Source organism: Polaribacter sp. IC073 (assembly GCF_007997075.1).
Classification (GTDB): Bacteria; Bacteroidota; Bacteroidia; order Flavobacteriales; family Flavobacteriaceae; genus Polaribacter.
The window spans coordinates 183,935-199,036 of the sequence record NZ_VORS01000006.1 but is presented as its reverse complement, the minus strand read 5'-3'; the positions used below and the strand labels follow the sequence as shown (position 1 = coordinate 199,036).

The 15,102-nt window shown below is 32.1% G+C and carries 8 protein-coding genes and 1 pseudogene; 7 read left to right on the top strand and 2 right to left on the bottom strand.

Annotation, left to right across the window (positions count from 1 at the left end; genetic code table 11):
- The first annotated feature begins 126 nt into the window (after positions 1 to 126).
- The 5 genes and pseudogenes from ES045_RS10545 (at position 127) to ES045_RS10525 (ending at position 6,389) form a co-directional block, all read left to right on the top strand.
- A complete protein-coding gene (locus ES045_RS10545; protein WP_147116246.1) occupies positions 127 to 705 on the top strand; it encodes a Crp/Fnr family transcriptional regulator in 579 nt (192 codons plus the stop codon).
- 95 nt (positions 706 to 800) lie between these two features.
- Positions 801 to 1,594, top strand: a pseudogene (locus tag ES045_RS10540) (SDR family oxidoreductase).
- Positions 1,595 to 1,599: 5 nt separating this feature from the next.
- Positions 1,600 to 2,976 carry an aldehyde dehydrogenase gene (locus tag ES045_RS10535; RefSeq protein ID WP_147116244.1) on the top strand — a complete coding sequence of 459 codons (1,377 nt, stop codon included), beginning with the start codon at positions 1,600 to 1,602 and terminating at the stop codon, positions 2,974 to 2,976.
- A 43-nt stretch (positions 2,977 to 3,019) separates the two neighbouring features.
- Positions 3,020 to 3,880: an alpha/beta hydrolase gene (locus ES045_RS10530; protein WP_147116243.1), complete on the top strand. Its 861-nt coding sequence runs from the start codon at positions 3,020 to 3,022 to the stop codon at positions 3,878 to 3,880.
- A 103-nt stretch (positions 3,881 to 3,983) separates the two neighbouring features.
- Complete coding sequence (locus ES045_RS10525; RefSeq protein ID WP_147116241.1) at positions 3,984 to 6,389, top strand: helix-turn-helix domain-containing protein; 2,406 nt, start codon at positions 3,984 to 3,986, stop codon at positions 6,387 to 6,389.
- A 1,094-nt stretch (positions 6,390 to 7,483) separates the two neighbouring features.
- Here ES045_RS10525 and recJ read toward each other — a convergent pair.
- Together recJ and ES045_RS10515 are read right to left on the bottom strand one after the other, a co-directional pair.
- On the bottom strand, positions 7,484 to 9,169 hold the full coding sequence (gene recJ / locus ES045_RS10520; RefSeq protein WP_147116239.1) for a single-stranded-DNA-specific exonuclease RecJ: 1,686 nt from the start codon (positions 9,167 to 9,169) through the stop codon (positions 7,484 to 7,486).
- A gap of 20 nt (positions 9,170 to 9,189) precedes the next feature.
- Positions 9,190 to 9,615: an OsmC family protein gene (locus tag ES045_RS10515; protein ID WP_147116237.1), complete on the bottom strand. Its 426-nt coding sequence runs from the start codon at positions 9,613 to 9,615 to the stop codon at positions 9,190 to 9,192.
- 71 nt (positions 9,616 to 9,686) lie between these two features.
- Here ES045_RS10515 and ES045_RS10510 point away from each other — a divergent pair, with 71 nt between their 5' ends.
- The gene (locus ES045_RS10510) at positions 9,687 to 11,870 is read left to right on the top strand and encodes a T9SS type B sorting domain-containing protein (protein WP_147116235.1); all 2,184 of its coding nucleotides are present in this window, start codon (positions 9,687 to 9,689) and stop codon (positions 11,868 to 11,870) included.
- A gap of 188 nt (positions 11,871 to 12,058) precedes the next feature.
- Positions 12,059 to 15,097, top strand: coding sequence for a SusC/RagA family TonB-linked outer membrane protein (locus ES045_RS10505; protein ID WP_147116233.1), 3,039 nt, complete (start codon positions 12,059 to 12,061; stop codon positions 15,095 to 15,097).
- Positions 15,098 to 15,102: the final 5 nt, after the last annotated feature.

Sequence of the window (15,102 nt, the reverse complement as noted above, 5' to 3'; positions counted from 1 at the left end):
AATTAGATTTTTAGATATATAAATCCCGAGCTTTTGCTTGGGATTTTTTTGTTAATGATTAGATTTGCTTCTATACTTAAAAAAAGATAACTTAGCTACATTCATCTTAAAATAATCATCGAGAAAATGAATTCAAAATTCAAGAATATACATCAAGTTATTTCTAGTTATATTGAAATTAGCGATGCAGAATGGTCTTATTATTCTTCGATGTTACAATTAAAAGTAATCAAGAAAAAGCGTATTGTTCTTAGTGAAGGAAATATTTGTAGAGAGGTTTTTTTTATAAATAAAGGATTGTTACGCATCTTTTTTGTTGATAATAACGGAGAGGAAAAGACCTTTCATTTTGCCTTAGAAAACACATTTGCTACAGATTATAAGAGTTTTTTAAAAGAAGTACCGTCAAATTATTCAATTCAGGCAATGGAAGATACCGAAGTTGCAGTAATGTCGCTTGAGATGGTGCAAATTGGTTATGATAAGTTGAAGTATGGCGAAAAACTTGGAAGACTCTTAGCTGAAGATTATTTTTTTATGTTTAATGACAAAATTCAGGCCATGTATACGCAAACTCCACTAGAACGATACAAAAATTTAACAACCAGTTTTCCTGAGATATTTCAACGAGTACCACAACATTTAATTGCTTCTTATCTAAATATCAGTTCTGTACATTTAAGTCGTTTAAAAAATTCAGATTAAAACAACTTATCTAAAGTGATAACATTTGTTATCGCTAAAATTTTATCAATTCCCTATTTTTACGTCTAAGAGTATGAACATCAATTTTTTAGGATATGAAACAAATGAAAGGTAAAGTAGTTTTAATTACAGGAGGTGCGTCTGGTATAGGTAAAATTATGGTTCGTTTATTTTTAGAACGTGAAGCTAAAGTGATTATTTGGGATATCAATCAATCAAAAATTGATGAGACCATTTTAGAATTAGCGAACAAAGGTGATGTTCTAGGGTTTACTATTGATGTTTCCGACATTAATCAAATTAAAGAAACTGCTTTAAAAGTAAAGCAAGAAATAGGGGTCGTTGATGTGCTTATAAATAATGCTGGTATTGTTGCAGGAAAATACTTCCATGAACACACCACGTTAGATATTTTAAAAACAATGGAAATTAATGCGAATGCACCAATGTTTATTACCAAAGAATTTTTGAGCGGTATGCTAGAGCAGAATTCTGGACATATCTGTAATATAGCTTCTTCTGGAGGTTTAATTTCAAACCCTAAAATGTCGGTGTATGCAGCAAGCAAATGGTCTTTAATAGTTTACGTATCGAGATGAAACAGTTAAAAAAGAACATTAGCATAACTACCATAATGCCTTATTATATCAATACCGGAATGTTTGATGGCGTAAAATCGAAAATACCAATTCTAGAACCTGAATCTGCCGCACTTACCATCGTAAAAGCAATAGAACGAAAGAAAAGAATGGTAACAATTCCTGGTTATTTGTACAGATTTACAAGATTAGGACAAGGTTTTATGTCCATTGATATTTTTGATTGGTTTGCAGGAAACGTATTAGGAATTTATAAAACGATGGAACATTTCACAGGTCGTAAAAAGTAAGCATTATGATAGCTACAGCAGAAGAGTTAATTATTAAATATATTGCAGGTCATCGTACCTTTTTTTCTACACAAAATACGAAAGATATCGACTTTAGATTAACGCAACTTCGTACGTTGAAAAAAGCAATTCTTCAACATCAAGAAAAAATAGAAAATGCTTTATGGGAAGATTTACACAAATCTCCGGAAGAAGCATACTTAACTGAAATTAGTATTGTTACTGGTGAAATAGACAATCATATTAGACATTTAAAGAGATGGGCAGCACCCAAAAAAGTGTCAACACCTATTCATTTATTTCCCTCCTCTAGTAAAGTATTGTATGAACCTTTGGGTACTGCATTAATAGTTGCTCCTTGGAATTACCCGTTTCAATTGCTAATTAACTCTCTTGTTGGAGCTATTTCTGCCGGATGTTGTAGTGTGCTAAAACCATCACCAGATACGCCAACCGTTGCTAAGGTAATGGAAAACATGATTTCAGAAAATTTTGAATCAGATTATATTAGTGTAGTTCAAGGAGGAAGAGAAACCAATACGATATTATTTGCACAAAATTTTGATATCATTTTCTTTACAGGAAGCCCTAAAGTAGGTAAAGTAGTAATGAAAGCAGCAGCCGAAAATCTAACACCTGTCGTTTTAGAATTGGGTGGTAAAAGTCCGTGTATTGTTGATGCTGATGCAAATATAGAGATAGCTGCTAAACGAATTACTTGGGGTAAATTAATTAATGCAGGTCAAACTTGCATTGCCCCAGATTATCTTTTTGCTCATGAGTCTATTAAAGAAGAGTTATTAGACAAAATTGCCAAGAATATAAAACTGATGTATGGTGATACTGTAAAGGAAAGTCGTTTTTATCCTCGTATTGTAAATGAAAAAGCTGTAGAACGCTTGAGTGGTTTGTTAAATGAAGGGAAAATACACACTGGTGGTGAGATTGATCTGAAAGAAAAGTTTGTAGCACCTACTATTATAGATAATGTTCAGCCTAATTTTTTGGTAATGCAAGAAGAAATATTCGGACCTATCTTACCTGTAATGAGTTTTAATCATATTAATGAAGCAATTAGTTACATTAATAAGAATGAAAAACCTTTGGCTTTTTATTATTTTGGAAAAAATAAAAAAGCAAAAGACGTTTTAGCAAAAACGACATCTGGCGGTGCTTGTGTGAATGACACATTAATGCATATAAGCAATCACCATTTGCCATTTGGTGGTGTCGGAAATAGCGGCATGGGAAATTATCACGGACAAGAAAGTTTTTTAGTCTTTAGTAACAAAAGAGCTGTAGTAACAACACCAACATGGATGGATTTACCATTAAAATACGTGCCTTTTAAGTACTTCAAATTAATTAAGAAAATTCTTTAAGACTGTTTAAAGCATACGATAACACACTATCAAAATAAAAGGAATGAATAAATTAATAGCATCAATATATATTAATAAATTTTTTAAAACCATAACAGTTGTTTTTTGCGCCTTTTCCTTATGTAGTTGTGCGTCTAAAAAAATAAGTGATATTTCGTATCTAAAAGAGTCAAAAGCTTTGGTAGCATCTTTTCCAAAGTTAAATGTTTATCAGACACGTAAATCTAAAGACAACCCTGTTGTTATTTTTATTCATGGTGGTTACTGGAATGAAGGAAGAAAAGGTATTTATGGATTTTTAGGTAGAAATTTTGCTAAAAAAGATGTGGTAACCATAATTCCTAATTATACGTTAAGTCCTAATGGGAATTACAATACGATGGCAAAGGAAGTTGCAGCAGCTATAAAATGGACGCATGAAAATATTGAAAAGTACAACGGAAATCCCGATCAAATATTTTTAATGGGACATTCTGCAGGCGGACATTTAATTGCATTGGTAGGAACGAATCCTAAATATTTAGAAGATAGAGATATCGTAAAAGGTATAATTCTAAATGATGCAGCAGGATTAGACATGTATTCTTATCTAAAGAAATATCCCCCAACTAAAAATCATAATTATGATGTAACTTGGACAGGTAAAGAAGAAAATTGGAAAGATGCTTCTCCTATTTATTTTGTATCAGAAAAAACACCACCAATTTTTATGATTACGGGAACTAAAACATTTCCATCAATTATTTCTCAAAATAAAGGTTTTCTAGAAAAGTTAAATAAATTCCAACCAAACGTTAAAATCAATTTTCAATCAAAGAAACACATTCCAATGATGCGTCAATTCTTTTGGCCATGGAATAAAAATTACAAAGAAATTCTAGAATTTATAGACATTCATAAATAGAATTACCTGGAGTTTTAGATTTTTAGTTATCAAGATCTCGGGCTTTTACTCGGGATTTTTTATGTAGTATAATTTAATTATTTATCTTGCGTCAAAAAGTAAAATGGCTAAAAATCCTGAATTAGAACTTGCCCTACAATTTATAGATAAAACAGATAGAAATCTTTTTATCACCGGAAAAGCAGGTACAGGAAAAACTACTTTTTTACATCAAATTAAAAAGGAATCGTTAAAAAGAATGGTTATTGTAGCACCAACTGGTGTTGCAGCAATTAATGCAAAAGGAGTAACGATTCATTCATTTTTTCAAATGCCTTTTGGTCCTATTTTACCTGATCAAATTGCGAATACAAATCAGCAACGTAAATTCTCGAAAACGAAAATTGATATTATAAAATCGTTAGATTTAGTAATTATTGATGAAATTTCTATGGTTCGTGCAGATTTGTTAGACGGAATAGACCAGGTAATGCGTCGTTACAAAAATCGTGATAAAGTTTTTGGTGGTGCGCAGATTTTAATGATTGGAGATTTACAACAATTAGCACCAGTTGTAAGACCAAATGAATGGAGTTTACTACAACAACATTACAATACGGTGTACTTTTTTAGTTCGAAAGCGTACCAGGAAGCAAATGTGGTTTCTATAGAATTGAAACATATTTACCGTCAGAAAAATGAAGAATTTATTAAGATTCTAAATGAAATTAGAACAAATACGTTATCTGATGAATCTGCTAAAATTTTAAATAAAAATTACAATCCCTCTTTTTCTCCAACAAAAGAAGAAGGCTATATAACCTTAACGACACATAATAATAGAGCGAATTTAATTAACAATTCTGAACTAAATAAACTGAAAGCTAAAAGTGCTTTCTTTAAAGCGGAAGTTTCTGGGAAGTTCAATGAAAATGCGTTTCCTAATTCAGAAAAACTAGAATTAAAAGTTGGTGCGCAAGTAATGTTTATTAAAAACGATTCTTCGCCAGAAAAAAGATATTTCAACGGAAAAATAGGCGTTATTACCAATATTTCTAGCAATTCTGTAACAGTGCAATGTGGTAATGAAATAGATGAAATTGTTACGGAAAAAGAAAAGTGGGAGAATATTAATTATTCTATCAACGAAGAAACAAAAGAGATAAACGAAGATATTACAGGTTCATTTTCTCAAATCCCTTTGCGTTTGGCTTGGGCAATTACCATTCATAAAAGTCAGGGTTTAACATTCGAAAAAGCAATTATAGATGCAGAAGCGTCTTTTGCACACGGGCAAACGTATGTTGCCTTAAGTAGATGTACCTCTTTAGAAGGTTTGGTTTTAAAAACACCAATTACAAGTAGCGCTATTATAAATGATAGAACCGTAAGTGTTTTTAATGAAAGTGTTGAAGAAAATCACCCAGACGAACGTATTTTAAACCAATCTGAGAAAAATTTTCAGTTGAATTTGATTTCAGAATTGTTCGATTATCAACCCTTTTTATATCCAATATCTCGATTAATAGATATCTATTACAAAAATAGAACAAGTATAAAAGGAGATGTTATAGATCATTTACAAACCATTAAAGATGATGGAGTAGTGGCTTTAATGAAAGTTTCTAACGGATTTAAAAATCAATTAAATGCGATTTCAGAGGATACTATTCTCCCAGAAAATAGTTCTTCAATTCAAGAAAGATTTATTAAAGCGCTAGCTTATTTTGTGACACAAACAAAAGGGAATATTCTAAAACCTTTAAATGCTGTTACATTTTCTACGGATAATCAAGCTGTAAAAAAGGACTTTTCTAAACAGTTCGATTCGTTGCAAGAAAAGTTGTTAGAAAAACTTTTTGCACTTCAGAAAATGTCAGATGGTTTTAAAGTACAAGAATACTTAAAAGTACGAGCAAAAGCCGTTTTACAAAAATCTGAACCTACAAAAAAGAAGAAAGTAATTTCTAAACGAGATCCAATTTTAGCTTTAAAATTAAGAGAATTAAGAGACGGAATTAGGGTAGCAGAAAGTATACCTGCTTTTCAAATATTTACACAAGAAACGCTGTATGCAATGTGTGATATTCTTCCAAGAACAGAAAAAGAGTTGTTAAAAGTTGTTGGAATGGGTAAAGTTCGAGTTGCTAAATATGGCGAAGAAATTTTAGAAGTGATCAATAAATATTGTGATGAAAACGGAATAAATAAATTAAACGAACAAAAAAAGGAAGACAAAAAACCAACCAAGCAGATTACTTATGAGTTGTTTAAAACCGGACTTTCAATAAAAGATATTGCGAAAGAAAGAAGCTTAACTATAGGTACTATAGAAAATCACTTAGCAAATTATATTACCACTGGCGATATAGATGTTTTAGAATTAATAACGTTAAAACGCTATAAAAAAATTAGAAATGAAATTGAAGAAGCTGGTGACGTAAAGGGCTTAACAGCTCTTAAAGAAAAAGTAGATGCAGGCATTACGTACATGGAGTTGAAAATGGTTTTAATGTCTAGGGAGAGTTAATTCAAAGTATTTTACAGTAAAGTGTAAGTTTTATTAAAAATGAACGTCTTAGGGAACATGATAAGAAACTTCTTGTCATATCTTTTTCATAGCAATTTTCCTACTTCTAATTTAGAAGTAGGTTTTTATTTCAAAAAAATATTTTTGAAGCTATTTCCTGCTTTCACTAAATCTTTTCACGGTATAATTTTTTTTATTCTTCAAAACTCACTCGAACTGACAGTAAAAAAGGATGCCGTTTCAATCAGGGCTAGACTTTTTGCTGGTTATTTCTTATTTCTGAGAAAGTTATAATCTAAATTTTAAGCATATTCTAAATAGAATTAATTTCTATTAATTATAATTAAAACTCAAAATGTCATTCCGAAATGAGACTTTTTAGTCGATTGAGGAATCTCAAAGTTAAATTGATTATAATTCATAAGATTCCTCGTCGTTCATACTTTTCTCTGTTGGAATGACGAGCGTTAGGAAACATCCTACTAAATTATAATTAAAACTCAAAATGTCATTCAGAAATGAGACTTTTAGACGATTGAGGAACCTCAAAGTTAAATAGATATAGTTCACAAGATTCCTCGTCGGTCATACTTCTCTCTTTCGGAATGACGAGCGTTAGGAAACATCCTACTAAATTATAATTAAAACTCAAAATGTCATTCCGAAATGAGACTTTTTAGTCGATTGAGGAATCTCAAAGTTAAATAGATATAGTTCACAAGATTCCTCGTCGTTCACACTTCTCTCTGTCGGAATGACGAGCGTTAGGAAACATCCTACTAAATTATAATTAAAACTCAAAATTGTCATTCCGAAATGAGACTTTTTAGTCGATTGAGGAATCTCAAAGTTAAATTGATTATAACTCATAAGATTCTTCGTCGTTCACACTTCTCTCTGTCGGAATGACGAGCGTTAGGAAACATCCTACTAAATTATAATTAAAACTCAAAATGTCATTCCGAAATGAGACTTTTTAGTCGATTGAGGAATCTCAAAGTTAAATAGATATAGTTCACAAGATTCCTCGTCGTTCATACTTCTCTCTGTCGGAATGAGGAGCGTTTGAAAAATGAATTTAAGATAGATTCGTTTTACTTCAAATCCTTCAACAATAATTGAATCGTTTTTCTACCGTTCCATTCGTTCTCATCTAAAGCATAGACAATATCAAAATCATTTTGAACCAAGTCCATTTTACCGCCTAAATTAAAACCAATAGAATTAAACGTTTGTTTATTATCACCTTGAAAGACATTCAGTTTTAAATGTGTTTTATCTGCGCCAACTTGTTTGCCATATCCATTATCTCTAACACAAGTAGATTTAAAAGTAGGTTTCATGTTCATAGGACCAAAAGGCGCCATTAACTGAATAATTCTAAAGAACTTAGGAGTAATTTCAGATAGATGTATTTCTGCATCCACGGAAATTTCTGGAGTCAATAATTCTTTATCGATGGTTCTTTCTACAACTTCCTCGAACTTCTTTTTAAAATTCTCATAATTTTCTGGTAATAAGGTTAAACCCGCAGCATATTTGTGTCCGCCAAATTGTTCTATGAATTCGCTGCAAGCCTCTAAGGCATTATAGACATCAAAACCTTTTACAGAACGTGCAGAAGCAGCCAGCTTCTCACCGCTTTTTGTAAAGACTAACGTAGGTCTGTAGTGTTTTTCTATTAATCTAGAAGCCACAATACCAATAACTCCTTTGTGCCAATCTTCTTGAAACACTACTGTAGAGAAGCCTTGTTCCTCCTCATTATCTATAATTTGAATTAAAGCTTCATTTGTAATTTTCTTATCTAAATCTTTTCTATCAGCATTAAAAATTTCTATCGCTGCAGCAAATTCTACGGCAGAATCAAAATCCATTTCTGTTAAAAGTTCAACTGCATAATTACCATGTTTCATTCTTCCTGCAGCATTTATTCTTGGTGCAATCGTAAAAACAACATCGGTAATTGTTAATTCAGACTTTTTAGTTTGATGAATGATTGCCTTAATTCCGTTTCTAGGACTTTGATTAATTACTTGCAAACCATAATAAGCTAAAACTCTATTTTCGCCATTCATGGGAACAATATCCGCAGCAATTGCAGTGGCAACCAAATCTAAATACGGTACAAAATCTTTTATAGTTTGACCTCTAGAAACACCTAAAGCCTGAATTAGTTTAAACCCAACGCCACAACCACAAAGCTCATCAAACGGATAAAAACAATCGTCTCTTTTAGCATTTAAAACAGCAACAGCTTTCGGAATTTCATTCCCTGGTTTATGGTGGTCGCAAATAATAAAATCTACATTTTTCTCTTTTGCATAGGCTACTTTTTCAATTGCTTTTATACCACAATCTAGCGCAATAATTAAAGAGAAATCGTTGTCATGTGCAAAGTCAATTCCCATATAAGAAACTCCGTAACCTTCTGCGTATCTATCAGGAATATACGTTGCAATATTAGGGTGAATCGTTTTTAAATATGAAGCAACTAAAGAAACTGCAGTGGTTCCATCTACATCATAATCGCCAAAAACTAAAATATTTTCGTTGTTCGCAATGGCAGTTTCAATTCTTTCAATAGCAAGATCCATATCCTTCATTAAAAAAGGATCGTGAATTTCCTCTAAACTTGGTCTAAAGAATTTTTTAGCTTCTTCAAAAGTTTCAATATTTCTCTGACAAAGAATTTCAGCGATCGCAATATCTACTTGTAAATCTTCGGCTAATTTTTCTACTTTTTCTTTATTCGGTACTGGTTTTAAAGTCCATCTCATAGCATTATTTTTGATGTACTTTAAATTTTATGCAAGTGAATTTCTATTTCTACATCTGCAAACTGACGAAACATTTCCATCACTCCGCAATATTTTGTTACCGATAAGTTCACTGCTTTTTGTATTTTTTCTGGTTGTAATTCACTGTCAGAAAAATGGTAATCTACTTTTACTTTATTGTAAAATTTAGGATGTTCATCTGTTAATTCTGCAGTAACTTCAATTTTAAAATCGGCAACTTCTGCACGCATTTTTTCCAATAAAGAAACTACGTCTAAACCAGAGCAACCCGCCAAAGAAGAAAGCATTAAAGCTTTAGGAGCAAAACCAACAACATCTCCATTGTCTTGAGATTTATCAAACATTGTAAGTTTACTTCCACTTGGATTATCTGTTTCAAATTGTGATTTTTCTGTCCAAACTGTGGTAACGATATTATTAGCCATAAATTCTATTTTTTAAAAATGAAGTATTAAATTGTGCTGTTATACAAAAATAAGAAAACCCTTATAAGTAAATGATTAAATTATCTATAAAGACTAAATATAAGACTCTTGTTTTCTTTAGTCTGTTTTTTATCTCTTTTTTTTCTGCTCAAACCGACAGTGCTCCACAAATTACAGCAGTAGGAGAACAAGCCTTTTGTATTGGAAGTCCCATAGACATTGTTACAGATTTTACAATTTCAGATTTAGATGACACAGGAGTCGCAGTCTTTTACATTCAGATTTCTTCTGGATATCAAATTAATTCAGATAAACTAGCACTTCCTTTAAGTTACTCAGCTTCTATTAAACAAGTTTGGAATGATCTTGAGGGCAAGCTAATTTTAACCCCAATAGGTAGAACAGAGATTTCACATTCAGAATTAAAAGAAGCTGTAGAAGATGTTTTTTTCACAACCACCGCAACAAACGTTACACAGAAAAAGACATTTTCTTTAACTATTGATGATGCCAATTATCTGCCATCAACAGATCATTTTTATGAGTTTGTTTCAGAAGAAGGAATTACTTGGACAGATGCTAAAAATGCAGCAGAAAACAGACCGCTTTATTATGGAAGACAAGGTTATTTGGCAACATTAACAAGCCAAGAGGAAGCCGATTTTGCAGGGAAACAAGCATCTGGTTCTGGTTGGATTGGAGGAAATGATATAGAGGAAGAAGGTGTTTGGAAATGGGTTACAGGCCCAGAAGCTGGAACTATATTTTGGAACGGGAAAGCAAATGGTTCTTCTCCTGCAGGAAAATATGCAAAATGGAATAATAACGAACCTAATAATGCTGGTCAAAATGAACATTATGCACATATTACTGATCCTTCTATTGGAATATCTGGTGCTTGGAATGATTTACCAAATGGAGGTGGTGCGCGTGGTCCATATTTTCCTAAAGGATATATCGTAGAGTATGGTACGCCAGGAGACTTGCCTTTAAATATTGTAGCTACTACAAATATTTACATTCCACAAATTTCATCAACAACAGAGGCTATAATTTGTGAGTCTGGTATTGCCACAATTAGTGCAACACCAAGTGAAGGAATTATTTTGTGGTTTGATGCTGAAACTGGAGGGATGCAGTTGCCTTCTTCGGGAAATAGTTATACAACACCATTATTAACCTCTTCAAAAATATATTATGCTGCAGTTTCTGTAGACGGTTGTTCAGCATTAGAAAGAACGGCAGTAAATGTTACTGTAAATAAAAGACCGGTTATTAGAAGTATCAAAGACGATTTAATTTGTTCGGGTTCTGGAGATTTAATGGCAAGAACTTCTGCAGGAGAAGTAAATTGGTATGCTTCTGAAACAAGTATGACTTCTCTTTATACTGGAGAAAATTTTACAACCCTACCTTTAACCTCTACAACTAGTTATTATGCAGAAGCAAATATTGATGGTTGTATTTCTGCTAAAAGAACAAAAGTAACTGTAACTGTAGATGCTACAATTCCTTATTTTGAATTAGAAAAAGAAACCTATGTTTTGTGTAATGATATTGGCTCAGTGACTCTAAAAACGATCAATTTTGAAGGTAATTATACGTACAACTGGACAAAAGATACTTTGCCTTTATCTAGCAATACATCCGAAATAAATGTAAATGAAGTAGGGAGGTATAAAGTGAAAGCAGTTTCTAAAGCTGGTTGTGAATCTGATGAGAAAATAATTATCGTTAGAAATTCTGAAATAGCAACAATCACAAAAGAGAATGTAATAATTACTGAAAACTCTAGTAATAATTCAATACAAATTGTACCGCTAAATTTAGGCATTGGAATTTATGAATTTTCCATTGACGAGGAATCTGGAAGCTACACCACTGATGTTTTTTTTGAAAACTTATCACCAGGAATTCATACTTTATTTGTCGCAGATAAAGGAGGTTGCGGAATAGCAGAATACCGTTTTTCTATTTTAGAATATCCTAAATTTTTTAGTCCCAATGGAGATGGGGTAAACGATTTTTGGGAAATTAATGGTTATCATAAAGATTTTTATACCACTTCTAGTATCTCTATTTACAATAGATTCGGAGTATTGCTTTTTACTATTGATGAAGAAAATAGAAGTTGGGACGGAACTTATCAAGGAAAAGAACTACCGTCTAATAGTTATTGGTTCAGTACTATTTTAACAGATATAAATGGAGTTTCAATAGAAAAAATAGGATATTTTAGTTTACTTAGAAAGTAACGTTTTTAGGATTACTTTATTTATTTTGTAGCATAGTTTCTTTTTATATACTGCGATATGTTGCATTTTTTTTGCCGTTTTTAAAGTATAACTATTAACTTTATGTTGTTTTCGCTTTTTTTTTGATATAAATATGTTTTTTTGCATACTTTTATAAAATAATTATTAATCAATAAAAAAACGTTTTCATGAAAAAAAAGCTAGTTATTTTAACTATTCTATGCTTCACACTAACAGTTAACTTTTATTCACAAGAGATAACTGTAAAGGGTAAAGTGTCAGATAGTTCAGGAGAGTTATTAGGGGTAAGTGTCCTAGTCAAGGGGACAACTAAAGGAACAAGTACAGATTTTAATGGAGTTTACACAATAAAAGCTGTTAAGGGAGATGTACTACTTTTTTCTTATATGGGGTACAAAACCAAAGAAATTATAATAAGTAAGTCTTTATTAAATGTAGTTTTAGAAGAAGACTCTAATGCACTAGATGAGGTTGTTGTGACTTCCTTTGGTATAAAAAGGCAAAAGAAATCTTTAGGGTATGCTGCACAAGCATTAAAATCAGAAGAACTCTTAGAAGGAAATCAAAACAACTTAGTCAATACTTTACAGGGTAAAGTATCTGGTGTTACTATAACCAGTTCTGGTGGTGCGCCTGGGGCTTCTTCTGTTATAATGATTCGTGGAGGAACATCTATTACAGGAAACAATCAACCACTTATGATTGTAGATGGTTTGCCAATTGACAATTCTACAGATTCTAGTTTAGAGGTTGCAAGTACAAACAGAGCATCCGATTTAAATCCAGAAGATATAGAGAGCATAACGGTGCTTAAGGGGCCTGCTGCTGCTGCATTATACGGTATACAGGCTGCGGAAGGTGCTGTTATTATAACAACTAAAAGAGGTAGAGAAGGTGTAAGTAAAGTATTTTTATCTTCTTCTCTTTCAGTTGATAATATTATTGGAACTCCATCAATTCAAAGAAATTACGGAAAAGGAGAACAAATCCCTCAAGTAGGTGGAGGTGTTATTTATAATGATGATAGCCCTTTATCATGGGGGGAACAAATTCCTTCAGGAACAAAAACGTACAATCATATAAAAGATTTTTACACTACAGGAGTAACTCAAAATCATTTTTTAAGTTATTCTGGAGGTGCTGCAAAAAGCAATACGTATTTTTCAATAGGAAATTTAGCGAATGAAGGAGTCATTCCAACAACGTCTTATGATAAAACAACTTTTAGAATTACACAAAACTCTAAACTTTCAGAGAAGCTTACTTTAGGAATTTCTGGAAACTATATTAGAACAAATATTAATAGCACGCGTCAAGGAAATGCAACAGGTGGTAGTATTACGAGTTTGTTAAACTACCCATCTACAGTAAATGCAAAAGACTATGAAGATGCAGACGGAGCTCAAAAAGGTTTTTATACAGGACAGGAATTTGACAATGTTTACTGGAGTTTAGAGAATAGCCCTAATACGAACGAGTTAAATAGATTTATAGGTTCTTTAGGTTTGGATTATGCCATCAATAAAAATTTGAATCTGTCTTATAAATTTGGTGCAGATATTTATGATCAACATAGCCGCAGAATAACTGCAAATGGTTCATTAAATGACACTAGAAGTGGTGGTTATATATCACAATACGAAAGGCTTTATAAAAAGTATACCTCAAACTTTATTGCGACCTATGATACTCAAATATCAAGTAATTTTGAATTGAATTTACTAGCAGGTAATACTATTGAAGACAGTAATGTTAAAACAGATTATTTAACAGGTAAAGATTTTTTGGCACCAGGTATTTATAATATAAGCAATATTTCAAAAGAAAATCAAAGTATAACAGAACGTATTTCAAGAAAAAGAAATGTAGGTGTTTTTGGTGAAATAAAACTAGGATACAAACAAGCATTATTTTTAAACGTAACTGGTAGAAATGACTGGTCATCAACACTGCCGTCTAAGAGCAGATCTTTCTTTTATCCTTCTGTTGGTGGTTCTGCTGTTCTTACCGATTTATTCAATATTAAATCAGAAGGTAATGGTTTAAGTTATTTAAAACTTAGAGGTACATGGGCACAAGTAGGTAAGGATGCGCCAATAGGTCAGTTAGAAAGTTATTTAGTAACTCAAATAAACGGACTTGGTAGTACGGGTTATGCTTACAATGGAGTAGATGTTGGAAATGCAGCTTTAGAACCAGAATTTACAAATAGTTGGGAAATAGGTTTTGATTCTAATTTTTTAAATAATAGAGTAAGTTTTAATGCCACTTATTATAAAAGTGTCTCAGATAATCAAATCTTATCAGACATACGTGTTCCTCCAACAGCAGGGACTTTCTATGCTACTTTAAACGGAGGTGAAATTGAAAATAAAGGAATAGAAGCATTATTATCTGTTAAATTGATGCCTTCTACTTCAGATTTTCAATGGACTATGAACTTTAATTTTGGAAGCAATAAAACCACAGTGGTAGATTTACCAGGAGAGCTTAAAGAAGTTTATTTATCAGACTCATGGACTTTTCTAAATTCTGCGGCGGGTGCAGGTGTGTTAAACGCTTCTTTATTTTCACTTCGTGGAAAAAGAGCGCTTAAAAATGATGATGGTGAAGTTCTTATAGAGGCTAATGGATACCCAACTTTAGCAGATGAAACTTATACAGATGTAGACAGGCAACCCGATTTTACATTGGGTGTTTCAAGTTCTATGAGGTATAAAAACTTTGGTTTATCTTTTTTATTAGACATTGTAGAAGGAAATACAGTATATAACGCTACTGCTTCAGCATTGGCATTTTACGGTGTTGGCGCTAATACTTCAGATAGAGGTGAAACTACTATTATTCCTGGTGTAAAAGCAGATGGTTCAATTAATAATATCTCTGTTACTAAAGACCAAGTATATTATCAAGATTACTATTCTAGACTATCAGACAACTTTGTTGAAGATGGTTCTTATACTCGTTTGCGTTATGTAAGTTTGAATTATCAATTAGGTAAAAACACTATAAATCGTTTGCCTATTTCTAAATTAGAATTTTCTCTAACAGGAAGAAACTTAGTCACTTTTACAAATTATAGCGGCGTAGATCCAGAGATAAATGCCTTCGGTGGAGGTATTCCTGGAGCTGGTTCCGTAGGTGTAGACAATCTTGGGACACCCAATACAAAAGGCTTCGATCTAGGAATTAAATTAACTTTTTAAAATAT